Annotated in this window: 25 protein-coding genes, 3 tRNA genes and 1 other annotated feature; of the genes, 15 read left to right on the plus strand and 13 right to left on the minus strand. The window is 43.7% G+C overall.

Annotated elements, in window-relative coordinates; translation table 11 throughout:
- The 4 genes from trpD to I1A42_RS05790 all read right to left on the minus strand — a co-directional run bounded on the left by trpD (position 1) and on the right by I1A42_RS05790 (position 3,500).
- On the minus strand, positions 1 to 999 hold the full coding sequence (gene trpD / locus I1A42_RS05775) for an anthranilate phosphoribosyltransferase (protein ID WP_196122892.1): 999 nt from the start codon (positions 997 to 999) through the stop codon (positions 1 to 3).
- Positions 1,000 to 1,040: 41 nt separating this feature from the next.
- Positions 1,041 to 1,619, minus strand: coding sequence for an aminodeoxychorismate/anthranilate synthase component II (locus I1A42_RS05780; protein ID WP_161155347.1), 579 nt, complete (start codon positions 1,617 to 1,619; stop codon positions 1,041 to 1,043).
- 11 nt (positions 1,620 to 1,630) lie between these two features.
- A complete protein-coding gene (locus tag I1A42_RS05785; protein ID WP_196122893.1) occupies positions 1,631 to 3,196 on the minus strand; it encodes an anthranilate synthase component 1 in 1,566 nt (521 codons plus the stop codon).
- A 143-nt stretch (positions 3,197 to 3,339) separates the two neighbouring features.
- Positions 3,340 to 3,443: a sequence feature (Trp leader region), on the minus strand.
- A complete protein-coding gene (locus I1A42_RS05790; RefSeq protein WP_161155351.1) occupies positions 3,390 to 3,500 on the minus strand; it encodes a Trp operon leader peptide in 111 nt (36 codons plus the stop codon). (Overlaps the previous feature by 54 nt.)
- 95 nt (positions 3,501 to 3,595) lie before the next feature.
- Here I1A42_RS05790 and rnm point away from each other — a divergent pair, with 95 nt between their 5' ends.
- The 4 genes from rnm (at position 3,596) to I1A42_RS05810 (ending at position 7,240) form a co-directional block, all read left to right on the plus strand.
- Positions 3,596 to 4,441 (plus strand): RNase RNM, encoded by an 846-nt coding sequence (rnm, locus tag I1A42_RS05795; RefSeq protein ID WP_161155451.1) that lies wholly within the window; start codon positions 3,596 to 3,598, stop codon positions 4,439 to 4,441.
- A 28-nt stretch (positions 4,442 to 4,469) separates the two neighbouring features.
- Positions 4,470 to 5,093 (plus strand): L-threonylcarbamoyladenylate synthase, encoded by a 624-nt coding sequence (locus tag I1A42_RS05800; protein WP_161155353.1) that lies wholly within the window; start codon positions 4,470 to 4,472, stop codon positions 5,091 to 5,093.
- A gap of 220 nt (positions 5,094 to 5,313) precedes the next feature.
- Positions 5,314 to 6,303, plus strand: a complete 990-nt coding sequence (gene rluB / locus I1A42_RS05805) for a 23S rRNA pseudouridine(2605) synthase RluB (protein WP_196122894.1) — start codon at positions 5,314 to 5,316, stop codon at positions 6,301 to 6,303.
- A 271-nt stretch (positions 6,304 to 6,574) separates the two neighbouring features.
- Positions 6,575 to 7,240 carry a phosphatidate cytidylyltransferase gene (locus tag I1A42_RS05810; RefSeq protein ID WP_196122895.1) on the plus strand — a complete coding sequence of 222 codons (666 nt, stop codon included), beginning with the start codon at positions 6,575 to 6,577 and terminating at the stop codon, positions 7,238 to 7,240.
- Between the two features lie 45 nt (positions 7,241 to 7,285).
- On the opposite strand, the gene I1A42_RS05815 is transcribed toward I1A42_RS05810, so the two are convergent.
- Both I1A42_RS05815 and I1A42_RS05820 read right to left on the minus strand, forming a co-directional pair.
- On the minus strand, positions 7,286 to 8,995 hold the full coding sequence (locus I1A42_RS05815) for a bifunctional alpha/beta hydrolase/class I SAM-dependent methyltransferase (protein ID WP_196122896.1): 1,710 nt from the start codon (positions 8,993 to 8,995) through the stop codon (positions 7,286 to 7,288).
- A complete protein-coding gene (locus tag I1A42_RS05820) occupies positions 8,905 to 9,591 on the minus strand; it encodes a CDP-alcohol phosphatidyltransferase family protein (RefSeq protein WP_196122897.1) in 687 nt (228 codons plus the stop codon). The genes I1A42_RS05815 and I1A42_RS05820 overlap by 91 nt, the downstream gene beginning before the upstream one ends.
- Before the next feature lie 518 nt (positions 9,592 to 10,109).
- Between I1A42_RS05820 and I1A42_RS05825 the strand changes: the two genes are divergently transcribed.
- From I1A42_RS05825 to I1A42_RS05865, 9 genes are all read left to right on the plus strand, one after another.
- Complete coding sequence (locus tag I1A42_RS05825; protein WP_196122898.1) at positions 10,110 to 10,853, plus strand: energy-coupling factor ABC transporter ATP-binding protein; 744 nt, start codon at positions 10,110 to 10,112, stop codon at positions 10,851 to 10,853.
- Positions 10,828 to 11,436 (plus strand): energy-coupling factor transporter transmembrane component T family protein, encoded by a 609-nt coding sequence (locus I1A42_RS05830; RefSeq protein WP_196122899.1) that lies wholly within the window; start codon positions 10,828 to 10,830, stop codon positions 11,434 to 11,436. Before I1A42_RS05825 ends, I1A42_RS05830 begins: the two co-directional genes overlap by 26 nt.
- A gap of 14 nt (positions 11,437 to 11,450) precedes the next feature.
- Complete coding sequence (locus tag I1A42_RS05835) at positions 11,451 to 12,011, plus strand: biotin transporter BioY (protein ID WP_161155362.1); 561 nt, start codon at positions 11,451 to 11,453, stop codon at positions 12,009 to 12,011.
- A gap of 32 nt (positions 12,012 to 12,043) precedes the next feature.
- Positions 12,044 to 12,778 (plus strand): BPL-N domain-containing protein, encoded by a 735-nt coding sequence (locus I1A42_RS05840; RefSeq protein ID WP_196122900.1) that lies wholly within the window; start codon positions 12,044 to 12,046, stop codon positions 12,776 to 12,778.
- A 192-nt stretch (positions 12,779 to 12,970) separates the two neighbouring features.
- A complete protein-coding gene (locus tag I1A42_RS05845) occupies positions 12,971 to 13,912 on the plus strand; it encodes a sensor domain-containing diguanylate cyclase (RefSeq protein WP_196122901.1) in 942 nt (313 codons plus the stop codon).
- Between the two features lie 161 nt (positions 13,913 to 14,073).
- Positions 14,074 to 14,149 (plus strand) — tRNA-Gly (locus I1A42_RS05850).
- An 80-nt stretch (positions 14,150 to 14,229) separates the two neighbouring features.
- Positions 14,230 to 14,316 (plus strand) — tRNA-Leu (locus I1A42_RS05855).
- A 19-nt stretch (positions 14,317 to 14,335) separates the two neighbouring features.
- Positions 14,336 to 14,409: transfer RNA gene (locus tag I1A42_RS05860), tRNA-Cys, on the plus strand.
- A gap of 246 nt (positions 14,410 to 14,655) precedes the next feature.
- On the plus strand, positions 14,656 to 14,928 hold the full coding sequence (locus tag I1A42_RS05865; RefSeq protein WP_196122902.1) for a hypothetical protein: 273 nt from the start codon (positions 14,656 to 14,658) through the stop codon (positions 14,926 to 14,928).
- A gap of 113 nt (positions 14,929 to 15,041) precedes the next feature.
- Here the strand turns inward: I1A42_RS05865 and cydC are convergent, their stop codons facing one another.
- The 3 genes from cydC to trxB form a co-directional block, all read right to left on the minus strand.
- Complete coding sequence (gene cydC / locus I1A42_RS05870) at positions 15,042 to 16,763, minus strand: heme ABC transporter ATP-binding protein/permease CydC (RefSeq protein WP_196122903.1); 1,722 nt, start codon at positions 16,761 to 16,763, stop codon at positions 15,042 to 15,044.
- Positions 16,756 to 18,543 (minus strand): heme ABC transporter permease/ATP-binding protein CydD, encoded by a 1,788-nt coding sequence (gene cydD / locus I1A42_RS05875; protein ID WP_161155371.1) that lies wholly within the window; start codon positions 18,541 to 18,543, stop codon positions 16,756 to 16,758. The genes cydC and cydD overlap by 8 nt, the downstream gene beginning before the upstream one ends.
- A gap of 138 nt (positions 18,544 to 18,681) precedes the next feature.
- A complete protein-coding gene (trxB, locus tag I1A42_RS05880) occupies positions 18,682 to 19,641 on the minus strand; it encodes a thioredoxin-disulfide reductase (protein WP_196122904.1) in 960 nt (319 codons plus the stop codon).
- Positions 19,642 to 20,058: 417 nt separating this feature from the next.
- On the opposite strand from trxB, the gene I1A42_RS05885 reads away from it, so the two are divergent.
- Together I1A42_RS05885 and I1A42_RS05890 are read left to right on the plus strand one after the other, a co-directional pair.
- Positions 20,059 to 20,697, plus strand: coding sequence for a 2OG-Fe dioxygenase family protein (locus I1A42_RS05885; RefSeq protein WP_161155375.1), 639 nt, complete (start codon positions 20,059 to 20,061; stop codon positions 20,695 to 20,697).
- On the plus strand, positions 20,697 to 21,929 hold the full coding sequence (locus tag I1A42_RS05890; RefSeq protein ID WP_196122905.1) for a cysteine desulfurase-like protein: 1,233 nt from the start codon (positions 20,697 to 20,699) through the stop codon (positions 21,927 to 21,929). Before I1A42_RS05885 ends, I1A42_RS05890 begins: the two co-directional genes overlap by 1 nt.
- Before the next feature lie 43 nt (positions 21,930 to 21,972).
- Here I1A42_RS05890 and I1A42_RS05895 read toward each other — a convergent pair whose 3' ends face one another.
- The 4 genes from I1A42_RS05895 to I1A42_RS05910 all read right to left on the minus strand — a co-directional run bounded on the left by I1A42_RS05895 (position 21,973) and on the right by I1A42_RS05910 (position 25,713).
- Positions 21,973 to 22,800 carry a DUF2797 domain-containing protein gene (locus I1A42_RS05895; protein ID WP_196122906.1) on the minus strand — a complete coding sequence of 276 codons (828 nt, stop codon included), beginning with the start codon at positions 22,798 to 22,800 and terminating at the stop codon, positions 21,973 to 21,975.
- Between the two features lie 102 nt (positions 22,801 to 22,902).
- Positions 22,903 to 23,586 carry a SanA/YdcF family protein gene (locus I1A42_RS05900; RefSeq protein WP_408063515.1) on the minus strand — a complete coding sequence of 228 codons (684 nt, stop codon included), beginning with the start codon at positions 23,584 to 23,586 and terminating at the stop codon, positions 22,903 to 22,905.
- Between the two features lie 62 nt (positions 23,587 to 23,648).
- Positions 23,649 to 23,978, minus strand: coding sequence for a DUF3392 domain-containing protein (locus I1A42_RS05905; RefSeq protein WP_161155383.1), 330 nt, complete (start codon positions 23,976 to 23,978; stop codon positions 23,649 to 23,651).
- Between the two features lie 46 nt (positions 23,979 to 24,024).
- A complete protein-coding gene (locus I1A42_RS05910) occupies positions 24,025 to 25,713 on the minus strand; it encodes an NAD-dependent malic enzyme (RefSeq protein ID WP_161155385.1) in 1,689 nt (562 codons plus the stop codon).
- Positions 25,714 to 25,981: the final 268 nt, after the last annotated feature.

The following is a 25,981-nucleotide window of genomic DNA, read 5'->3' on the forward strand; positions in this document are numbered from 1 at the left end:
TTATCCTCTTTCTGCTAATTGCTGTACTAACTGGAAGGCTTTACCTGATGCCATTACTTCTAGGGCCTGCTTGGCATTTTGTTTAAGGTCTTCTCGGCCAAATAGGCGAAGCAGTAGCGCAACATTTACTGCCACAGCAGCGTTGTGCGCTGGGGCTCCCTTACCCGTTAATACTTGGGTAGCGATATCACGGTTTTCTTCCGGCTCGCCACCTTTAATTTCTTCCAATGAATATGAATCAAGACCAAAATCTTGGGGAGTGAGTACGTACTCTTCAATGAGACCATCTTTAATTTCAGCGACGTAGGTTTTGTCGTGAATGGCAACTTCATCTAACCCTGAGCCGTAAACAACGGCGGCACGTTTCATTCCCATTTGTAACATGGTTTCCGCAATAGGGCGAATGAGTTCTTTACTATACACACCCATTAATTCGATATTCGGACGAGCTGGATTGATGAGCGGGCCTAAGATATTGAAAATTGTACGCGTTTTAAGCATTTGACGAACAGGCATGGCATGGCGAACGCCACCATGGTATTGCGGTGCAAACAAAAAGGCGACACCAAGATCGTTGAGTGCTTGACGAGTATTATCCGCACTCATCGCGAGATTAATGCCAAATGCATCGAGTAAATCTGAAGAGCCTGATTTACTCGATACGCCGCGATTGCCATGTTTCGCAACTTTTACACCACACGCAGCAGCAACAAATGCCGACGTGGTTGAAATGTTAATTGTGTTTGCACCATCACCACCGGTGCCAACGATATCTGCAAAGTCATAATCAGGACGAGGAAATGGGTTTGCATTAGCCAGTAGGGCTTTCACTGCGCCAGTGATTTCATCTGGGGTTTCGCCTTTGATCTTAAGTGCGGTTAGTGCCGCGCCCATCAAAATGGGATCAACTTCGCCGCGAATAATGTGATCAAATAGTTCCTGACTTTCGGTTTGGCTTAAATCCGTTTGGGCATAAAGTTTATCGATAATCGCTTGCATAATTCTTTCTCCTTGAATTTGGGTTGGCTTCGTTGAACGTATTACGCCAACGCCCATTCGATCGCATTGGTAAGTAGTGCGGCACCTTGGGTAGTCATGATGGATTCTGGGTGAAATTGGAATCCGCATACTTTGTCGTGTTCGTGGCAGACAGACATCACCAGTTCATCGACTTCAGCTGTAACCGTCAGCTGTTCTGGAATAACACTCGCAACCAATGAGTGGTAGCGAGCAATCGCTAAAGGTGAAGACAGCCCTTTGTAAATTGGATGATTTTGGTGCTCCATCATCGACACCTTGCCATGTACGATATTGCCTGCGTTGGTCACTGTACCGCCATACGCTTCTACGATGGCTTGATGGCCGAGACAGACACCTATAATAGGCACTTCACCTTTAAATCGAGTGATGATTTCTGGCATATTTCCCGCTTGAGATGGTGTGCCTGGGCCAGGAGAAAGTACGATTAAAGGGCGCTCTAATTCCTCTACTTGTTGCTCTATAGTGGTGACTGACACAGAGTTACGGTAAATTTTTACATCGTGGCCAAGTGCGCGAAATTGATCCACTAAGTTGTATGTAAATGAGTCGAAATTATCGATGAATAAAATATTAGCCATGGTCTCGCTCCTTATGCCTGATGTGCTTGTTGAATGGCAGTAATCACTGCTTGCGCTTTAGTGCGCGTTTCATCGGCTTCGGATTGTGGGTCTGAGTCATAAACCACACCGGCACCGGCTTGCACTTGAGCAATACCGTTTTGTACATAAGCAGAGCGAATTACGATACAAGTATCTAAATCGCCATGACCAGTCAGGTATCCCACAGCACCGCCATAGCTACCACGACGTTCTTGTTCCACTTCACGAATCAACTGCATGGCGCGGATTTTAGGTGCCCCAGTTAGGGTGCCCATATTCATGCTTGCTTGGTAAGCATGGAGAGAATCTAAATCGTCACGTAGTTGACCAACAACGCGAGAGACTAAATGCATCACATGACTATAACGGTCGACTTTTAATAGGTCTGCAACGTGGCGAGTGCCAGCTTGAGAAATACGTGCAACATCATTACGTGCCAAGTCAACCAGCATCATGTGCTCGGCGTTCTCTTTTTTATCGCAACGTAATTCCAATTCAATACGGCTATCTAAGTCGAGATCGATTGAACCATCTGCTCGTTTACCACGGCGACGCGTCCCTGCAATCGGGTAAATTTGTACTTCATTCGTTGGTTTACTGTATTTCAACGCGCTTTCTGGTGACGCACCAAACAACGTAAAGTTTTCATCTTGAAGGTAAAACATGTAAGGGCTTGGATTGTTCACCTTTAATTGCTCATAAGCCGCAAGTGGTGATGGACATGGCAGGTGGAAGCGACGCGATGGAACCACTTGGAAAATATCACCATTTACGATGTATTCTTTTAATGAGCTTACGATGTGGCAAAAATCGTTATCATTGATGTTGGTGCTTAGTGGTACGTCACACAAAATCTCTGCTTGTTGGTGGGTCAGTTCACCTTGTGCTTGCTGTTTGATCTCTTCTAGGCGTTGCTCCATCACACTGTGATATTGAGCCTGTGAACCAAACAACGTGCCTTGTAAGTATGAGGTTTCAGCTTGGTGGTCGATAATCATCATTGTTTCAGCAACATAAAATACGTAATCAGGGCAACCCGTATTGTCTGCTACTTCACCTAAAGGTTCGAAGTTTGCCACCATGTCATAGGCGAACAAGCCACCGAGGAAAACGGCGTATTGGTCGTGTTGAGTTAAATCAAAACTGTGTTGAATTAGACGCAGAGCATCAAAGGTTGATGCCTGACGTAAACGGCTATCTTCGTCTAAGCTCTCATCAGCTTCTGGGAAGGTGAGAGTAAGAGTGTTGTTATCACGAGTCATATCGACCAGATCAGTGATGTGGCGACTGACGATACTAATCAATTCGCGACCGTTTTCAGTTAACGCCTGAAAAGTGACGGTTCGGCCATTACAAGTGATACGTAATGCAGAGTCGATGAGTAATAGACTTTTCAGATCTTCTTTTGAATCGATTTCAGCAGATTCAAGCAGCAAGCAATCGCTTTTATCTTTGCATAAAGTATGAAAGAGAGCTGTCGGGTTACGCGTGTAAGTCAGCGTTTGGGTCACGACATCTAAAGCAACTTGTTCTTCAATATTAATGGCCTTTTTCACAAGACCTCCTTATCAATACGTATTTCCGTTCTTGGGAAGAATTTAGCAAAGCTTGGTTGAACTGTTTGAAATTACTCAACTTGTTCTCGATTCTTAATATATTCCCAATAGCGCGTTTAAAATGTGTTGTTTGAACGTTGGGTACAAAAAAGCCCGCTAAGAGAGCGGGCTTAAACAATGTGATGAAGTTTCTTCAGAGACACACATCAGCCCACCAAGTCATTGACCAAGTGCGCCACCAAGCAAGTTCTTTACGAACTGACTCATTTAGGGGTTTATGATTTAGGTTAAATTCTTGTAACATGATAAGCCTTTAACGTGTTCTCTGTATTTGCGTACTAGTTAACTAGTGCAGGGGCTAAATGTCAAGCAGAAAATGAGCAAAAAAACATAAATATGATGAAAATAGATCTCCATAGCCATACAACATCGTCAGATGGGCGGTTTTCTCCAATTGAATTGATTGACAGAGCACGTGAATTTGAGATTGATGTACTGGCGATTACGGATCACGATACCATTGATGGGCTGAAACCAGCTCGTGATTATATTGCCCAGCAAAATCACCCGATAACTTTAATTAATGGGATTGAAATTTCGACCGTCTGGGAAAATAAAGATATCCATATTGTTGGTTTGAATATCGATCCTGAACATTCAGTGTTAACCGCACTGATTGATGAACAAAAAAAGAGACGTGAAGCTCGTGCGGAATTAATTGCTCATCGTTTAGCGAAAGTGACACGCCCCGGCATTTTGGAAGAAGTGCAAGCCATCGCAGGAGAGGCAGCGATAACCCGTGCTCATTTTGCTAAGTGGTTGGTTGAAAATGGTTATGCACCCACGATGCAAAAAGTATTTAAGAAATTCATGACGCGTAATAATCCAGGTTATGTACCGCCGAATTGGTGCTCCATCAAAGAAGCGGTGGATGCGATCCATGCAGCAGGAGGCCAAGCCGTTGTTGCACATCCTGCACGTTACAACCTTACTGCTAAGTGGCTGCGCCGCTTATTAGTCGATTTTGCTGAAGCGGGTGGCGATGCCATGGAAGTGTCACAACCACAACAAGGGCAGCAAGAAAAGCGCAACTTGCGCGATTATGCGATACAATACAATCTATTAGCTTCTCAAGGTAGTGACTTCCATTATCCTTCTCCGTGGATGGAGTTAGGACGCAATCTATGGTTACCAGCGGGAGTGACACCTATTTGGGAAACGTGGGAACATCTCCCTGAGCAATAGGTCTTAAGACTTTAAACGAGGAAACAGCATGAGTCAGTATTTTTATGTGCACCCTGAAAACCCACAAACTCGGTTAATAAACCAAGCGGTGGCCATTATTCGTAATGGTGGTGTTGTGGTTTATCCGACCGATTCGGGTTATGCACTTGGGTGTCAGCTAGAAAACAAACATGCTTTAGAGCGTATCTGTCAGATTCGTCGTTTGGACGACAAACACAACTTCACTCTTTTGTGTCGCGATTTATCCGAGCTGTCAATTTATGCGCGTGTGGATAATACCGCGTTTCGCTTGCTGAAAAGCAATACGCCTGGACCGTACACCTTTATTTTTAAAGGAACAAAAGAGGTTCCTCGTCGTTTAATGAATGCGAAGCGTAAAACGATAGGCATACGTGTTCCTGACAATAAAATCGCTTTAGATTTGCTAGAAGCGTTGGGGGAGCCAATGATGTCAACCTCATTGATTCTGCCAGGTAAAGAAACCACAGAAGCCGATCCTGAAGACATTCGTATGCATTTAGAGCACGCGGTTGATGTTATTCTCGACGGTGGTTTTTTGGGTGAACAGCCTACCACTGTGATTGATTTTAGTGATGATAATGGTGTTAAAGTGGAACGCTTGGGATCGGGTGATCCGACGCCATTCCAGTAAATAGATGGTTGCATTACTTAGCGTTTGGCCGTGACAAACATTGCATAATGAAGGGAATTGATTACCCTTTAGGTAAGCGTATATCCCTCTAATCAGTGGAGTGGATAACGCATAAAAACAGATGCTTTTTTACTTAAGATTTGCGATACTACGCGGCCGCGATCTTATGGAATCGCATATTGTTATTCGACGTCTGAGAAGACGACACATAGGTAGATAGATGAGCGAAAAGTTACAAAAGGTTTTAGCACGTGCTGGGCACGGATCTCGTCGGGAGCTTGAAGCCCTGATTCGAGCGGGTCGTGTCAGTGTTAATGGCAAGGTAGCTGAACTAGGCGAGCGCCTAGAAGATGAAAACGCCACTGTGCGTATTGATGGACACAACGTGTCTGTGAAAGCACAGGAAGAAGTTATTTGTCGTGTTTTGGCTTATTACAAGCCGGAAGGCGAATTATGTACACGTCACGATCCTGAGGGTCGTCGTACGGTATTTGATCGTCTACCAAAAATCCGCGGATCGCGCTGGATCTCCGTGGGACGTTTGGACGCTAACACCTCTGGTCTGTTGTTGTTTACAACCGATGGTGAGCTCGCAAACCGTTTGATGCACCCAAGCCGACAAGTAGAACGTGAGTATCTCGTTCGCGTGTTTGGTGACGTGACAGAACATAAAATCCGCAACCTAGTGAATGGCGTAGAATTGGACGATGGTTTAGCTCGTTTTGAAGACGTTGTTTACGCTGGCGGTGAAGGTATGAACCATACTTTCTACGTTGTGATTAACGAAGGTCGTAACCGTGAGGTTCGTCGTTTATGGGAATCACAAGAAACCACAGTAAGCCGCTTGAAGCGTGTTCGTTACGGCGATATTTTCCTAGATAAAAAGCTACCTCGCGGTGGTTGGATGGAAATGAGCCTGAAAGACGTAAACTACTTGCGTGAACTGGTGGATCTTGCACCCGAAAAAACCACAATGCTGGATCAAAACAAAGACAACACCTCACGTAAACGTGAGCGTTCTCGTAGTCAGAAGATCCGCCGTGCTGTTCGTCGTCATGAGGAGCGTATTAATACGCCTAAACCTCGTGGTGGGAAAAGTGCTAATCGTAACCGCAACGCGAGCGTTGAAAATAATTCGACCTCTCGCCGTGGTAGCAATCAAGGTGGTAAAAAAACGGGCGGCGGTCGTTCCGGCGCACGCACTCGTTAATGATTGAACAATAGTTTAATAAAAGAAATCCCAGACTTAGGTCTGGGATTTTTTTATTTTCACCAAGTTAAAACGGGAGATTGTGATAATACTCGTAGATATCCACTGACTAAGGTTACCTTTTTTCCGCATTCGCTATTATGCCAACCTATTTGTTTTAATCTCTTATTCGCGAAAGGTAAGCAGAATGCAACCAAGTGTGTACTTTATTACCTCGTTATTTATCTCGCTATCTACTCTCCTAATAACGATTTATCCGATACGAGAAAAAATGAGCGAAAACTTCTATTTACGTATTCAGTCTTGGTGGTGGATGGTTATGGTGTTGACCATCTTTGTTTATCTTGGACCAAACTTTATGCCGCTTTTGATAGGCTTTATTGGCTTACATAGTGTGAAAGAGGTTTGGAAAGCCAAAATGAACAATTCGGCGGTAACCAGAACATCTTCATGGTTAACATTGGGGCTAATTGCTCTGATAACCACACTGATATTAAGTCTAACATTTCTCACTTTTTATCTGCCAAATTCAGTGTCATTGGGATATGTCGTTTACTTAATTTTTGCTACCCAAAGTAGTGATGTTTTACAGTATTTTTGCGGTAAAAAATGGGGTAAGCGTTCATTGTTGCCACAGATTAGCCCCAATAAAACCTGTGAGGGAGCGATCGGTGGGGTATTGATTAGCTCAGTATTATCCAGTTGCGTTGGGCTTTATTTAACAGAAATGGTTTGGTGGCAGAGTTGGTGCGTGAGTATCGTATTAGCTACGTTAGGGATTATTGGGGATTTATATGTTTCTTGGTTCAAACGCCGTGTTCAAATCAAAGATATGGGAGGATTGATTCCTGGGCATGGCGGAATGTTAGATCGAGTCGATAGTTTACTCTTTGATGCTCCCTGTTTTTGTTTACTCGGCGTTTTGGGAATACGTTAGTAAAGGCAAGAACGGTAGTTCCTGCCTTTAGTGAAAATGTAAGCTTTATTGTTTGAGCGGTTTTCGTGCAATAGAGACAGAAAACATACCACTTGGCTCAATCAGCATGTGTTGCTTTTCTAACCCGGATTGAGCAACCAGCGCGTCCATTTCAGCTTGTGTCCGGCAACGCATTATCCAAGGTTGGTTACGATGACTGCCTAATGTTTTCGCTATAAACTCTTGTTGGCTGTGCCAAGGCTGGTTGGTATAAATCAGATAACCGCCTGGTTTTAACTGTTTTGCCATGCCTGCGAGTGCAATCTTAACTGGGTTATTGTCTGGAAAGAGCTCAAATAATCCAGAACAGATGGCAAGATCAAATGAGTGTTCCTCAAGATAAGATGACGCGTCGAAGGCGTCGGCGTGAATGGCTGTTGCTCTTTCACTTGCTGCTAATTGATTAATTCGTTCTCCAATAATGGTGACGTTATCTTGTGAAAAGTCGCGCATTTCGACATGCAAGTTGGGATAGCGATTCAGTTGGTCTAATAGATAACTGCCATTGCCTGAGGCGATATCTAAGATGTGAAAAGAATCAGCAGGGTTTATCGATTGATGTAATAGCGTTTCAAGCAATAATTTACGTGCTCTTACACCATTCCAACCTGGGCTATTGAGGTAAATTCTATCGATAGTTTTGCCGATGATTGCTTTGCCATTAGCCTGATTTTTATACACATAGTCGAGAGATGAACCCGAATCAAAACCATGCTTCAATCCTAAGGCAATACCATCACTTAATTGACCTATTGTGGATAGCGTCCAGCGGGTAATAGGGTAAACCGGATTATAGTTTGGGAGCGATAATTGATCATATTTATCACGCGAGACCCCGCACTTATCTGCATTCGTGAAGTCTTCATCAATATAAGGCGTGGCAAACCTCTGTTCAATAAAAGTGAAACATCGCTCAAATACAGGGTCTGTATCATCTTCATGAAATAGGGCGTGATAAAAATTCGGGAAATAGGCCCACTCTTTATGAAGTGAACCGAGACGCGTATAAAATCGGCGTTGAGCTCGTCGACTGACTACCCAATCTTGCCCAGCACAGAGAACGAGTGTAGGCGTGGTAATTGCACTCGCGTCATCAATGAGGCGTTGTCCGGTCTTGTAAGTATCAATGAGCAAGTCTGTAGAGATGGAACTCGAGATCAAAGGATCTTGATTGTAAATAGCTTGCTGTTTGCGATCGTGGGTTAAGACTTTTGACTTTACATAGCTTGAGACTCTGGGCATTAACGACCATTTACGGGCTAATGAAAGCAGTGGGATCGCAAATGGAACATATAGTCGAATAGAAAACGCGGGGGTTGCGATAATTAACCCCCGAATTTTTGGGGCGTAATCATGAACCCAACTGGTCGCGATAACGGCTCCCATGCTACTCGCAATAATCACCATTTCTTTGGTACTTTGGCCTGTTTCTTCCTGAATGAGTTGGATGAAGCATTGTAAGTCTTGCGCAAACACAGAGAAACTTTCAGCTGAATCCCGTTCTCCTTCAGACCGACCGTTTCCTCGCGCATCCCATGCATAAACGGTATAACCTCGGTGACTAAAATAGTGTGCCATGGTTTCCATACGGCCTAAATGCTCATGACCTCTGTGGAGTAGAACAATTATTCCTTGTGAATCAGTTTCTGGAGTCCATGAGCGGTACACGATTTTGGTACCATCGGGGGCGATAAAATCGCGTAAGCTGTTGTCCATTGAAGTCCTATTAAATAGTGCGTAACCGATTGTAGATCGGTATAGATTACGGCCAGATAAGCGATAAGCATTATCCAAATACCTAATACACTTAAGTCGATATGTAGGCCGACTAAAAGTCCAAGTAAACCAAAGATAAAAGCACGATCGCTTTTACCCAGTGGGCCATGATTGGCGCGTTCGTCTTTGATATGGAAAACCAAAATAGCGACCACTTCACTGAGCCAAGATAGTAAAACAAAGCCGAACATGACATAGATATTGAAGCCAGGAATTGCGATAAAACTCAAATATATGGCGGCATCTGACACAATGTCGCAGACCTCATTTAACACATAGCCATAATCAGATTTCATGCTATGTTCCCTTGCCAACATACCGTCAATGGCGTTGAGTGCCATGCGCACAAATAGCAATATAGGCATGGCAATCCAAATCGCTCCAGGGCCGATAAGAGCGAGAATGCCAGAGCAGATTATGGTTAAAGTTAAAGTAAACAGAGTCACTTGATTAGCTGTAATATTATGTTTAGCTAACTGATTTGAAATAGGGCGTAGAGTGGCTTGAAATGCAGGTTTTAAACGATAAATACTCACGATGTATCAGTACCTTAATCAGTTTACATATGACTATCCCAACCGAATAGAACACGTTATATGTCAATCATGGATATTGGGAAATGGATTACTTGATGGCGATGGATGATTACTTTGAGTAACAGTGATTTGGTATATCTCTATCACAGCCATACCAATAGGTTAAAGAGAGGTTATCAGCTTTACATAAAAGTAACTAGAAGCGGTGAGGTCGATATGGAAAGCGACTAAAGAATCTATGTTCTCTCTCTGATTTCTGCCGAGTAACACTGATAAAACTGTTACCTTAATTGAGGTCATAAATAAGGGTAAGTTATTGAACTCACGTAACTCTAATCGACTTGAATAATAACTTTACCCGTTCTGTAGGAATTGATAGTATGTAAACCATATTTTTATTATTAGGTTTACATGTCGGTTCGTTCCTATCGGGTTATGCGCTAAGTAAGGCATATTATGAGTTATCCAATAAGACTGGCATGTGGCTTAACCTTTGTATATTGGCGCCTTAAAACTAAATGAATCCTCAACAATCTAGCAGTGGTAGTACCATCTGCTTACGTGATGTTTGCTTTGATATTGAAGGTAAACAAATACTGAAAAACCTCTCGTTTTCCACTCAAGTTAAACGCCTTGGCATCATTGGTCGTAATGGTTCGGGTAAATCGACATTATCACGAGTGTTATCGGGTTTAGTCGCTATACATTCTGGAACACTTGAAATAGCAGGAATTAACCCCTTTAAAGATCGCAAAGGTGCTTTAAGAGAGATCGGTTTACTTTTTCAAAATCCGGATCATCAAATTATCTTCCCGACGGTGTTTGAGGAAGTGGTATTTGGTTTACGTCAATTAGGACAGAAGAAAAAACAGGCGGAAGAAAACGCGTTAGCTACGCTAGACACTTTTGGTAAAAGCCATTGGAAAGATGTCCATACATCGGCTCTCTCTCAAGGACAAAAGCATCTGGTTTGTTTGATGTCTATTGTTGCAATGCAGCCTAACTTGATATTGCTTGATGAACCTTTTGCTGGATTAGATATTCCAACCAAGCGCCAACTACAACGTTATCTGGATAAATTTCCTGGTAGCTTAATTCATATCAGTCATGACCCCGATGATCTTGCCAATTACGATCAACTGCTCTGGTTGGAAAATGGTCAGGTAGAAGCGTTGGGCAAACCAGAAGACGTGCTTCCCGTCTATTTGCAAGAAATGCACCGATTAGGAGATAGTGATGATATCTCTAACCTCACCAGTTGAAACGCGCGCACACCACTGTCGTGCAGGAATTAAGTTAGGCGCTCTTTGTGCTTCCACATTAATTTTATTTTTTATTCAGAATTGGCTGTTTCAAAGTGCTTTTCTCGCCTTGGTGATTGTGTTGTATCTTTTACCGGGATGGCGATTTTTCACGCATGGCTTGAAGCCGATTAAAATGCTTTGGCCATTTATTGTTCTCGTCGGAGCTTGGCATTGGTGGAGTAATGAACTTCAGCAAGGCGCCATTATCATTTTGCGATTGTTGTCTATGGTTGCTTTAGCCAATTTAGTCACGATGACGACTCGGTTATCAGACATGATTGAAGTCGTGCGGTTTTTGACTCGTCCCTTTGCCAAAATGGGCTTTAATACTCGCGCTTTAGAAATAGCAATGGCATTAGTGATTCGTATGACACCGGTGCTAATAGGTAAAGGACAAAAACTAACTTGGGCTTGGAAAGCACGTTCTCATCGACGTTCCGGTTGGAGAATTCTGCTGCCCTTTACTGTTCTCGCTTTAGACGATGCTGACCATGTTGCCGAAGCTCTTCGTGCTCGTGGTGGATTAACCAATAACGATTAATTAGGTCTCTATTCATGGAAAAAAATGTTGCTTATACCGCGTTGTTTGCTGCTTTAATCGCTGCGCTAGGTTTGGTACCCAAAATCAGTTTAAGCTTTGGTGTACCGATCAGTGCTCAATCATTGGGTATCATGCTTTGTGGCACTATATTAGGTGCGAGACGTGGTGGTCAGGCGGTACTGTTGTTTTTATTGCTGGTGGCTTTGGGGATGCCGTTGCTGTCGGGTGGTAATGGCGGCTTGGGGTCGTTTATGTCTGCTTCTGGTGGTTTTTTAATTGGTTGGCCATTTGCTGCCTTTGTTACTGGTTTTATTGTTGAGAAGTGGCGTAAAGGCTCACTCACTTTAGTTGCAAGTGTCGCTTCTATTATTGGTGGCATTGGTGTGTTGTATGCTTTTGGTATTGTGGGTATGTCTATCGTGCTTAAGAAATCGCTGTTGGAATCAGCGGCATTAGTGTTAGTTTTCATCCCAGGCGATATTATCAAAGCCGTGATTGCTGGTTTCTTAACGGCGTCGGTCGCAAAGGCCAGACCTGCGAGTGTGTTATCTCGTAGTAGTAAGAATATGGCGTAACGACATCCTAAATTGAATAGGAGCCTTATCTGATGAAGGTGTTGATCTATACCGATAACGTTTCAAATAATCACTTACTTTATTACGCGCTGGGTCGAGTGTTGGGTAAGGATAGCGTCTTTTTCGTCAATTCTGTTGAGTTGCTGCAAGGTGCGCTCACTGCCGATGTCGATCTATTTGTGATGCCCGGAGGAGCGAGTCGGTATAAATCGGCTAAATTAGATGGTGAAGGTAGCCAAATCATCAAACACTATGTGGAAAATGGTGGACGATATCTAGGGATTTGCGCCGGTGCTTACATGGGATGTGAGCAAACCCACTGGGCTCCAGGGGAACAACATGAGATTGTTACTGCTAATGAATTGGCATTTTTCCCCGGCAGAGCGGTTGGCCCAGTGAGCCAATTCGGCCGCGGTGATAACTATAACGCAACGCAAGCGCGCGTGGTTAAGTTGAATTATCAAGGTAAATGCGTTGATTCCCTATACATGGGGGGATGTACATTTGTACCTGAATCTCACGAAGGTTATGAAGTGGTGGCCACTTTTACTGATGTGCCAGAGCAGCCAGCTGCGATAGTGCGTGGCGAATTCGGTAATGGTAGGTGGTTACTTTGTTCCACACACCCTGAATTCGATAATGAAGCAATCTCTATGCTTGATTTTGATGTGGTGGGGAATCAATACTCCGAATTTTCGGCAATTCGGCCACAGGCTAATCTTAGCCTGTCACTATTTGAAGAGTTACTTCAACAGCTTATTTACTAAGATAGAGTTCACTGTTAAATAACAAACGCCAGTCACGTTAATGACTGGCGTTTTTTTGTTAATGGCCCCTATCAGAGGATGACCACTGAGTGACTTGAAGCAATTTATCGCAATTAACCCCTTAAAATTTGTGGATTTTGATGATGTAGGTGCAATACTTAAGGCAAGTAATAATTCGCGTTTAGGTGATTGATGAATAGGTCGGTTGAATTTCTGTCTTTGGTTTTAGATTCAATCACAGATCATATTTCTGTTATTGATCGCTCTGGCTGTATTTGTTACGTCAATCGCCGCTGGAAAACATTTGGCGCTGATAATACCTGTACCATTAATTCTAATAGTTGGGTGGGGTTAAACTACATTGACGAATGTCGAAAAGCCGCTGATATGGGGGATGATTTTGGCTTAAAGGCGGTCAAGGGTATTGAATCGGTTATTGCTGGAGCTCGCTCTGAATTTGGTCTTGAATACCCTTGCCATAGCATTGATGATAAGCGTTGGTTTATGATGCGGGTGACGCATTTTTGTTTAAATGATGAAGATTATTTTGTTATTTCTCATCAGGATATCACCAAGCGTAAGTTGGCCGAGTTGCAGGTAAAAGAGCTAGCAAGTCTTGATGGGCTGACTAACATCCCCAACCGACGCACTTTTGACGACTTCTTGCACAGAGAATGGCAGCGTTGTATGCGGTTACAAAAGCCTATTTGTCTTGCCATCTTTGACCTCGATTATTTTAAACTACTTAATGATACCTATGGGCATCAGGCTGGCGATGACTGTTTGGTTAAATTTGCTCAGTTATTGAAAACATTTGCTCGTCGACCTGGCGATTTATGTGCTCGTTATGGTGGGGAAGAATTTGCGTTGGTGTTTAGTGGTTGTTCTATAGAGGAATCTAAGCAGCGCGTCGATGAATTCAAACATCAATTGGCAAAGCTTAAAATTCACCATAGCCGTAATAAAGCCGATAGGTATGTTACGGCGAGTATTGGGTTAGCTGAATGTGTTCCGCAACGGGGAGAAACGGACGATCGTATTATCGAATTAGCTGATAACCTTCTGTATCAAGCGAAAAAATCCGGGCGTAATCAGATTTCTTTTGCCAGTTGTACGCACTTTAATTTGTTTTGATGGTTTTTGGCTGGTGGTACTTTAAACGAATTGTTCGCGTCTTGTACCGTAAAGCTCGCTTTTTCAGCATTCAAATCAAAAAGATAAATTTTTTGTTGACCATATTTTTGAATCCGTTAAAGTACACCTCGTTCTCACGGCACAGGCCGATAAGAATCTTTGCGACACTAGCTCAGTTGGTAGAGCGCAACCTTGCCAAGGTTGAGGTCACGAGTTCGAACCTCGTGTGTCGCTCCAAATTTTGCGATAGGGTTTCAAACCATATCGATGATGGTGTCAAACTGTTCAGTTAACAGCATCGCAATCCCAAATTGCGTGCCCTGGTGGTGGAATTGGTAGACACAAGGGATTTAAAATCCCTCGGCGTTCGCGCTGTGCCGGTTCAAGTCCGGCCCGGGGCACCATCTCTTTAAAAAATAATACGGCGCGTTGGCAGAGTGGCTATGCAGCGGATTGCAAATCCGTGGACCTCGGTTCGACTCCGGGACGCGCCTCCATTATTTATCTCCTTCTAGTTCTAAAATATTCCCTTTTTTATCATAAAAATATGCTATTTATCGCTACGTCTTTATCTGATATGAGCTATAGATACTTATACCTAAATGACCTCAAGATGCAGGATCCAGAGTGACATTAACGAGCATATTTATCTGCGTTGGGTGTGATAATAACGATGATGGATAGAAGACCCGTGCTCCACTTCCCGCTACTTAGGTTTATTGATTAGCTTAAGGAGAAAGTGTATGACTACTCAACAAATGGGGCGTTGGAGCCAATTTGCAGAGCTGAATGAAGAAGATCTGCGGGTGTTCAAATTGGGTATTCAGGGAATTATCGGCGTTCACTATACTCCGCTTGAGGTTTCTCATCGTTCAATTTCTGGCGAGCATTTTGCGTTTTTCTGCAATGCGACAACGACGAGCTTTCCCGAAAACACCTTCCCGGCAATGGTCACTATGTTTCGAGCGGTAGGCGGCAAAATAACGCGTAGTGAAATACGTCGGATAGAATATTAACTATTTCACACTAGCCACATTATAACCAAAGGGTGAGTGTGTTTTGCCGGTATTCTGAGTGGAACGAAAAAACGCCCTGTATTAAACAGGGCGTTGTCATTTGGAGCGCTAGATTACAGCGTTTGGTTTAGCTGGTAGTAACGTCCTTGCTGGGCGAGAAGCTCATCATGACTTCCGTGCTCAACCACTTGGCCTTGCTCTACTAAGCAGATGCTATCCATCGTGTCTAGTTCGACTAAGCGGTGAGTAATAAATACCACGGTTTTATTCGTGAAATGTTGTTGGAATAACGTCATAATTTGTTTTTCTGTTTGCTTGTCCAAACCTTCTGTCGGTTCATCTAGCAGTAGGATAGGACCATCATGCAGTAATGCTCGCGCAATACCGATACGACGTTTTTCTCCTCCCGATAGTTGGCGACCACCGTCACCTAACCAAGCATCAAGGCCCGTTTGTTCAAGTAGCCTATCTAGGCCGACCTGACGCAACATGGTCGCAAGCTCTTCATCTGTTGCTGTTGGTTTAGCAAGGATAAGGTTATCTCGCAAAGAACCATTTAAAATGTCGACGCGCTGGCTGACTACGCTAATTGCAGCGCGAAGTTCACTTTCCTTCCACTGTTTTAGTGGTGTTCCTGCAATACGTATTTCACCTTGTTGAACATCCCAGTAACGAGAGAGAAGCTGCATTAAGGTGGATTTACCCGATCCCGTTTGCCCCACAATCGCCACTCGATTTCCTGCTGGAATATTGAGAGATACCTGATTAACGGCTTTACGTTCGTCATTGTTATAGCTAAAGCTAACTTCATCAAACTCAATACTAAATTGACCATTATGCTGAGTTTGCGCTTCAGGAAATTGGACTTCAGGTTCTGAAAGAATGATTTCATTTAGCCGACGCGCTGAAGTTAGGGTTTGGCCAAGGAATTGGAATGCACCAGCAATAGGCATGAGCAATTCTACACAAGCCATCGTCGCAAAGACCACAACGGCGATGAGTGGGTCTGGACCATGAGGGCCTACACCATCAGCGGCGAGCCATAGCATTAAAATTAGTGTCCAACCATTGGCTAACATAAGTAATGCCGAAGCTAAGCCCGAAATGTGGGCATTGACCAGCTGGTTTTTTAGCAGGCGTTCTTGGGCTTTATCCATCGCTTGGTGGTAGCGAGATTCTGCGCCGAAGATCGTCAGCTCGCTAAAACCCTGCAACCAATCCAAAGTCGTAATGCGGAAATCTGCTTTATTCTGTGTTAATTCAGCTCCGTTACCTTTACCCAATTTGTAAAAAATCACTGGCCAAGCAAGAAGAATAACAAGCAGGATAGCGCCTAAAATTAGGCCTAATCGTTCATCGAAATAGCAGATGAGAGCTGATATCGCTGCGATGCCCACTACTCCGATGGTGACTGGGCTGATTAAGCGTAGATACACATGATCCATCGCATCGATATCAGCAACGACTCTATTGAGTAAGTCGGCATCTCGCAGGTTGGATACTTTCCCCGGAATCAGCGGCGTTAACTTCTGAAAGAAGAAAATACGTAAGTCAGTCAATAACTTAAAAGTAGCGTTATGACTAACAACACGTTCACCCCAGCGGCCTGCTGTACGGCCAATAGCAAAACCACGTACAAATGCACTTGGTAGCATAAAGTTGAAATCTTTTTTGGCTGCACTCAGTCCGGCCACTGCGGCTGCAGAAAGGAACCAGCCAGAAATCGTAAGCAAACCAATCGATGCCGCTAGTGTTAGAAAAGCTAAAATCATTCCCAGACTTAAGCCGAACCAATGTTTCTTATATAGTTTTAGATATGGTAATAAATCACGCATCTAAATTCCCCTTATCCGCATCTTGGTGGGCTTGGTTTGAAGCGAGCATAGCCGCAAACAACCCATCTTGTTGACTGAGTGAGCTGTAATCGCCACGTTCGACGATAGAGCCATTCTGCATAACCAAAATTTGGTCGACAGATTTGAGCGGAGAAAGTTGGTGGGTAACCAGCAGGGCAGTCTTACCATGAATTTGGCTATCTAACCCGTTCATAACAAGCTGTTCACTACGTGCATCTAAGCTTGCTGTCGGTTCATCCAGTAACCAAAATGCGCCGTTTTGTAGCATAGCGCGAGCCAGTGCAAGTCGTTGGGCTTGACCAACTGACAAACCACCGCTTCGGTCACTAATGTGGTAATCCAGACCATGTTCGTTGACAAACTCAGCAGCGAATGAACGGTCAAGAACATCATTTAGCGTGGCGTCATCAAAGGTTTTACCCATAGTGACATTGTCACGAATGCTGCCGTTGAGCAGTAATGGGTTTTGTCCAACCCAGCTAATGTGGCTGCGCCATTGGTCATGGTTAAGCTCACTCATTTCAATGCCATTAATTGTTAAGCTACCTTCATAAGGCATAAAACCAAGAATGGCGTTGATTAAGCTAGTTTTACCTGCACCACTAGGGCCAACTAAGGCTGTTGTTTTGTCTTTGTTGATGGTGAAGGAAATGGGTCCAACCAAATGGTCACCTTCTGGGCTAAGTACAACGAGGTCAGTTGCAACGATCTCAACATGTTCATGATCGACCATCGGGTGCGTGCCTGATTTTACTTTGCTTACATCGACTTCTAAAAATTCCACAATGCTTTCTGCAGCACCAACTGCGAGCTGTTTTGCATGATAGAAAGTGCCTAAATCTCGTAGAGGTTGATAAAATTCCGGAGCAAGAATCAGGATAAACATCCCGGCAAATAAGGTAACACCTGCACCGTAGTAATAACCAAAGTTGAATTTATCAATATAACTAAAACCGAAGTATACCGCGGTGAGTGCGATAGAAATCGAGGTAAAGAATTCCAGTACTGCCGAAGACAAAAATGCGATGCGCAATACGTCCATGGTGCGAGAGCGGAAAACTTCCGATGCACCGCGCATCAATTCAGTTTCAGATTCTGCTCGATCAAACAAACGAATTGTCGTCATCGATTGCAAGCGATCGTAGAAATGGCCGGATAAACGTTGCAGTGCTTTAAAGTTTTTACGTCCTGCATCCGCTGCTTTGATCCCCACAAAGGCCATGAATATCGGCACAAGAGGTGCTGTGATAAGGAAGATTAATCCTGCCGCCCAGTTAACAGGGAATACCACAACTAAGATGACAAATGGAATGGCGACCGACAGCGCCATTTGGGGCAAATAACGAGCAAAGAAGTCGTGCATGTTCTCGACTTGCTCAAGCATGAGCGCAGCCCATGTTCCGGCAGGCTTTCCTTTGATATAGGCAGGGCCAAGTTCACGCAGCTTTTCGATTATTTGTGCACGAATATAAACGCGAATTTGTTCACCGCAGCGGAACCCGGCGATTTCACGTCCCCATGAGCAGGCAGCACGTACTGCAATTAATACGACTAACCCAATGAAATGGGGGACTAAAGTTGATTTATCGACATGCTCGATAATGAGCTGATCTAGTACAGAAGCAAGTAATGCTGCTTGTGCGACGAGGAATAGGCTTGATAAAACTCCGAGCCCGACAGCGATCATTAACCAGCGCTTCGCTAGCTTGCTTTGCTGTTTGAGCCACAGATTCAAGCTACGTTGTTTTTTCTTATCCATTGTAAAGGCTTTTATTGAGAATATTATATTGAGCGAGCACGTAGTATACAAAAGAAAGCCCAACGGAGATACCGTTGGGCAATTGTAACAAAGTGTAAAAATGAAAAATAAACTTACTTTTTACCGAAAGTATTTAGCTTACTTATCATTTAGCGCATCAAGATAACGTTCAGCATCTAATGCGGCCATACAACCTGTTCCTGCAGAGGTAATCGCTTGACGATAATTATGGTCCATTACGTCACCAGCCGCGAAGATACCTTCGATACTTGTTTGAGTCGCATTTCCGTCTAAACCAGATTGAACGACAACATAACCGTTTTTCATTTCTAACTGGCCTTCGAAGATGGCAGTATTAGGCTGATGACCTATAGCAATGAACGTTCCCATAACGGCCAACCCTTCAGTTGTACCCGATTCAGTGTCTTTAAGGCGAACACCGGTTACGCCCATATCGTCACCTAATACTTCGTCTAAAGTACGATTGGTATGTAAGACAATTTTACCGGCAGCTACTTTTTCGTTCATACGATCAATTAGGATTTTTTCTGCGCGGAACGTGTCACGACGGTGAATCAAATGAACTTCTGATGCAATGTTAGAGAGGTAAAGCGCTTCTTCAACCGCTGTGTTACCGCCACCTACAACCGCCACTTTTTGATTGCGGTAGAAGAATCCATCACAAGTTGCGCAAGCTGAAACACCACGGCCTTTAAACGCTTCTTCCGATTCAAGACCGATGTATTTTGCTGATGCTCCCGTTGAAATAATCAGTGCGTCACAGGTGTATTCAGTGCTATCACCTTTGAGACGAAATGGGCGTTGAGAAAAATCGACTTCATTGATGTGATCGAAAACCATTTCGGTATTGAATTTCTCAGCATGTTCTTTCATGCGATCCATTAGACCCGGTCCAGTTAAACCTTCAGGGTCTCCAGGCCAGTTTTCAACTTCAGTCGTTGTGGTTAACTGACCGCCTTGCTGCATACCAGTGACCAATACGGGATTCAGATTCGCGCGCGCAGCGTAAACCGCGGCAGTGTAGCCAGCAGGGCCCGAACCAAGAATTAATAGTTTTGCGTGTTTTACTTCACTCATGAGTGCTCCCATCTATGCGGTGCATTACTTTTGTTTCTGATTGTAGGGAATATATAGGGTGAATGAAAGAGGTGAGAAGGGAATAGTCGATAAAAAGTAGAACGACCAGTCCAGAATAGCCTAGAAAGCCATCAGAAAAGCTAACTAATTATGAAAGTATAATTTTAACCTTATGATTATTAAGTTTATTATGATTTCTTATAGCAAATTCGTTTGCTGATAAAGATTAATTAAATGCCAATATAGAATATTTATCTAAAATAAACACATTTAATAGGTAAAGGAAATGTTTTTTGTTTATTTATTAACATTTGATTTTAATAAATTTGTATTTGTTAGATGTCTATATAGACTTGTATTGTTAATTAATTGTTAATTCTGGGCGGCGATTTTTACATTGCGGCTAAGGAGAAGACGATGCTACAGAAACATGAACATACCTTAGACCTCTGCCAATTAAGTGTTGGTGCAGTACACCAACTTGCCCCTTCTTTTCGCCATTTACCGACGACTGAACATGCCGATGGGAAATACCGGTTGCGTCGTTATTCGGTAATTCGTTTTTACCATGGTGATGTAGTAGAAATGGACAAGCATGATTTTATGCAAACTGGTGAAATAAACCATTTTCAGGGCGATGTGAAACGTCACTTTGAACCTCTATTAGAGAGTACCTTGCACAGTGAAGGGTTAAGAGAGTTATGTGATCTTTTCGTCACACATAATAATTTGCCCGATGGTCAGGAGATTGAAATTCATCAAATGCGCGTTTCGGCTATTTACAACGAGACGTTGGTGTCTCCGGAAGGCGTTCACCAAGATGGATTTGATTACATCGCTATCGTGGGGATTAACCGACACAACATAGTCGGGGGAGACGTGATGTTATATCAAGATTCTCAGCAAGCGCCATTCTTTCGTAAGGTTCTGGATGATGGTGATATTGTAATGTTGGCCGATCAGAAGTTATGGCATAACGCATGTCCCATTCGCGCCATTAAACTGCAAGAAGAAGGACATATGGACCTGTTAGTTTTAACGGCTAAGGGGGCTTAATGACATTGGATACAAATCAAATCAGGGCAAAGTTTGGGGCATTAAACCAAGCCGAACATGGTCAAACCATCCTGTTTCTTGATGGGCCTGGTGGAACACAAATTCCAGATGCCGTAGCACATAGAATGACAGATTACTGGCAACGAGGTAATAGCAATCTTGGTGGTGCATTTGCAACAAGTCGACATACCACTGAAGTAATGTTGGAAGCTAGAACCTATTGCCAAGCTCTTGTGAATGCGCCTGCCGCCGAAAATATCGTCTTTGGTGCTAATATGACATCGCTGACTTTTCAATTAAGTCGTGCCATTAGTCGTGAATGGCAAGCAGGGGATGAAGTGATAGTGACGGCATTAGACCACTATGCAAACGTATCAACATGGCAGCAAGCGGCTAATGATCGAGGGGCGGTTGTGAAAATGGCGAACCTCTGTCACGACAATGCCACGCTGGATGTCGAACATTTACTGCGCTTAATTACGGCTAAAACACGCTTGGTCGCGGTGACATGTGCTTCTAATGTGACCGGATCGATTGTTGATGTAAAACCTATTATTGATGCGGCTCATGCAGTAGGGGCCAAAGTGTATCTTGATGCTGTCCATTATGCGCCGCACCATTTAATTGATGTCCAAGCATGGCAGTGTGATTTCTTAGTGTGTTCGGCCTATAAGTTTTTTGGTCCCCACATAGGTATTGCCTATATCGCGCAGCCGTGGCTTGAACAGCTTCAACCTTATAAGGTCGCGCCTGCTCCTGATATTGGTCCAGGGCGGTTCGAAACAGGAACGCAACCTTTTGCAAGTCTCGCTGGTTTGTCGACGGCTGTTGGTTATTTGGCGAGCTTTGGCCATTCAAAGGTTGGGTTAAGATCTCAGCTGTTACGTAGCTATAGTTTGATTCAGCAGCATGAAATGGCGTTAAGTGAGCTTTTTTTACAACGTTTAAAAGCAGTAAAGGGCGTTGAGTTATTGGGTATTGATGATGCGGATATAGGACAACGCACTCCAACTTTTGCTCTGCGATTTGAGCGACATCGCCCATATGATATTGCTCATGCTTTGGGCATGGAGCAAGTGTGTGTCTGGAGTGGGCACTTTTATGCACTTGGTGTGATGGAGCAACTAAAGATAGATCCAGATCTTGGTGTGCTTCGAGTCGGAGCAGTGCATTATAATACGAAAGATGAGATCGAACGTTTCTTTAGGTTATTAACGCAAATCATCCAATAGCAAAATGGGGATAGAGCCTATCCCCAGCGAGAGAGTATCGAGGTTAGTCGACGTAACATTCCACTTCGTATGAGGTAAATTTACGAATATTAATCACCCCAGTATCTAAAATGAGGTATTGGCCTTTAATGCCTTGTAACACTCCGGACACTTCCGGATTTTTATCAAAGTTATGTGAAACGATCTTGGTTGGATATTCTGTTACCGGATAGTGAATCTCAATGCCTTCGGCGGTAAGTTCTTGAACAGAGTCTTCGCCAAACTCGGCGCGGATCTCGGCAATTTTATCGGTTAATAAAGGGCGCAGTTCTGCAAAACGTTGTTCGAGAGGCATCATATCGGAATCCCCTTTAAGCAAAGTGCGCCAATTGGTTTTATCAGCAATGTGTTTGGCTAATTCAACCTCAATTAAACCAGAGATTTGGCGAGTTTTGACTTTATAGATCGGCAGTCCTTGCATAGCACCTTGGTCAATCCAGCGAGTGGGGATCTGAGTGTGACGAGTGATACCCACTTTCAAACCAGACGTATTGGAAAGATAAACGTAGTGGTCAACCATACAATTCTCTTGCGCCCACTCCGGTTCACGACATGTCCCTTGAGCGTAGTGGCACGTTTCCGGCTTCATGATACACATGTCACAACTGGCAAGTTTTTTCATACACACGAAACAGTGGCCTTGAGAATAGCTTTTCTTGGTTTTTTTTCCGCATGAACAGCAGTAGATATTCCCTGTGTGTTTTAGCTCAATAGTGCGACCAATAAGTGGGTTGAGATCGACCAATTCGTCTCCAACAGGTAAACGATATTCGGTCGTGTTGCTTAGCGATGCGCGCATTTTACTTAATACGCCTGAAGCGATTAATGACATGACATTACTCTTTTATTTTAGATTTATGGTAGGGAGTATAACGAAAGTTAGGGCATTGGTGCAGCAAAAGGAGGGAAAGTCATACTTTCCCTTAATCGCAAGTTATTGAGAAGTCGTAGAGTCTTCTGCTAGTTGAGTGCTTTCATCACTGTTACTGGGATCTTCATCGGGTTGAATCGGATGTTTTGGACCGAGAAATTTAGGTTGAGTATCCAATACATAAAGATCAAAAAAGGCTTTAGTCCGCGCTAACACTTCTCTAAGTCTCACGGTATAGCCAGAATAGTGAGTCGGGCCAGCCACCGCTAGACAATGTGCGTTAATATCATGAAAACGTGCAATATACAGGGCGCGTTCACAATGGAAACCTTGCGTGATAATGAGGAAGTTATTACTGTCAAAAATACGCTTGGCGCGCACGATTGAATCAAGAGTTCGAAATCCAGCGTAATCTAAATAGATTGAGCTCTCGGGGACACCTGCTTTGAGCAAATCACGCTTCATTGTCCATGGCTCATTGTAAGAGCGATGGGCGTTATCTCCACTGAGCAGAAAATCAGCCACTTTCCCTTGTTTGAACAGTTTGATTGCCGCGTTAATCCGATGGATATAGTAATCGTTTAGGGTGTGCCCCAAGTATTTACTGGTTCCTAGCACGACAGCAACTTGATAGTGTTCGACTTTATCGATGTCGTAAATAATGTTTTTTTGAGTTTGCCAAGAGATCCAACGATCGATGGCGATCAGACAGATCACACCAGCCATGATGGCTAAAATGCCATACATAACGGTGCGACGTATCCAAATTAGGAGACGCTTCCAGCGCGAGGTTGAGCGAGTTGAATGTGTTATATCTGACGATTTTTTTGTGCCCATAGGCCAATAATAATAAAGCTAATTACGACGATGACAAACATCATGCCTCGATCTAATTGGGCAAGTGTCCGAGCTAAGTAAGGGCTTGCTTTTACGATGATTAATCCATAACCAAACGCATTGATCAATACAAACACCAGTGTACGCACAATAAAATGCTGATTACGCATTGTTCGGCGAACAAACGCATTGATGTCACCACCAAGCATCACTAAGAAGCAGGCAACAAATGCCACGGCTATATCAGAAAGATATGGGGCGATAAAACGTCCCCCTGGTGCAAAAAAGTGTAGTAGTTCCATAAGTCCTAAAATAAAAAAGCCCCTAACATAGGGGCTTAAGTATGGCTTAAAACGCGGTACGTTTGTAGCGGCGATATTCTGGTTGCCAGAAATGTTGCTCGATGGCTTCCAAAATTGCGTCGTCAGAACGTTCAGGAGCAACGCCTTGTTCGATCGCTTTTTTCGCAACAGCAAAGGCAATCTTCTTCGATACAGAGTGAATGCTTTCAAGTGGTGGAAGTAGTGCACCGTGACCGTTAATCGCTAGTGGCGATGTTTCGGCTAAAGAGCGGCTAGATACCATCAGCATTTCATCCGTTACACGTTTAGCACCCACGGCTAAAACGCCTAGGCCAATGCCTGGGAAAATGTAGCTGTTGTTACATTGGGCGATTGGATAAGTTTTACCTTCAAGTACCACAGGTTCAAACGGACTACCGGTTGCAACCAATGCTTCGCCGTTGGTCCAACGAAGAATATCATTTGGAGTTGCTTCTACGCGGCTAGTCGGGTTAGACAGTGGGAAAATAATAGGACGTTCACAGCTTGCGTGCATCGTCTTGATGACTTCTTCACTGAATAGGCCAGGAGCGCCTGATACACCGATTAGCACGGTTGGCTTAGCTTGGCGAACAACGTCAAGCAGTGAGAAACCATTACCTTCAGATGTCCACTCTTTCGTGTTCGATTTTTTCTGCATCAAACGCTGTTGGAAATCAAGCAGGTTATGCATGCCTTCTTCTAGCAGACCCCAACGGTCAACCATATAAACTTGTGAGCGAGCTTGTGCATCGCTAATGCCTTCAGAAACCATCTGGGCAATGATCGCTTCTGCGATACCACAACCTGCAGAACCTGCGCCTAAGAAGGTAATGCGTTGGTCAGATAGCTTACTGCCTGCTGCTTTACATGCCGCAAGTAGAGAGCCAACAGCAATGGCAGCGGTGCCTTGAATATCATCGTTAAAGCAACAAACGCGATCTTTGTAGCGTTGCAAAAGTGGCATCGCGTTTTTTTGTGCAAAGTCTTCAAATTGAATTAACGCTTCAGGCCAACGACGTTTCACGGCTTCAATAAATTCTTCTACGAACGCGTCGTATTCTGCACCTTCAATACGAGTATGACGCCAACCCATATACATAGGATCTGCAAGGCGTTGAGGGTTGTTCGTACCGACATCAAGTACCACAGGTAAAGTGTAAGCCGGGCTGATACCACCACATGCGGTATACAGTGAAAGTTTACCAATAGGAATGCCCATGCCGCCGATACCTTGGTCACCAAGGCCAAGAATACGTTCACCGTCAGTCACAACGATAACTTTAACGTTTTGGTTTGCTGCATTGTTTAGCAGGTCATCGATACGATCACGGTTTTCGTAAGAAACAAAGAGACCACGTCCACGTCGGTAAATGTTTGAGAAGTTTTCACACGCCGCGCCAACAGTTGGTGTGTAGATGACAGGCATCATTTCAGAGATATGGTTTTGGACGAGGCGGTAAAAAAGAGTTTCGTTGGTGTCTTGAATATTGCGCAGATAGATATGTTTATCCATATCACTTTCGAAGCTGCAATATTGTTGATACGCACGAACAACTTGCTCTTGAATAGTTTCAGTTGCTTCAGGAAGCAAACCTTCAAGGTTAAAAGAAACACGTTCTTCTGCGCTAAATGCGCTGCCTTTATTCAATAGGGGGGTGCTCATTAATGCTGCACCAGCATATGGTAAATATAGTGGACGTTTATCGTTGTTCATTGTTGGCCTTTTTAGCGATGAAAGAAGACGCAAAAATGATACGGTTTGGAGAGGTTATTGTAAATAGAATGACTTAACGAATAAGACATTATTCGCTTCGATTTGCTTAACATTTAGGCAAATAACCCTACATTAAGCATGTGTTTGCGTAGTGCCTAATTTATGACTCACTCATTCTTATAATTTGGCTATAGAAATCGTTCATTTTACTCAAAATAACAGTGTAAACGTTTTATATTTTATTAAATTTATATAAAACAGATGGTTA

This window comes from Vibrio nitrifigilis (assembly GCF_015686695.1).
GTDB lineage: Bacteria > Pseudomonadota > Gammaproteobacteria > Enterobacterales > Vibrionaceae > Vibrio > Vibrio nitrifigilis.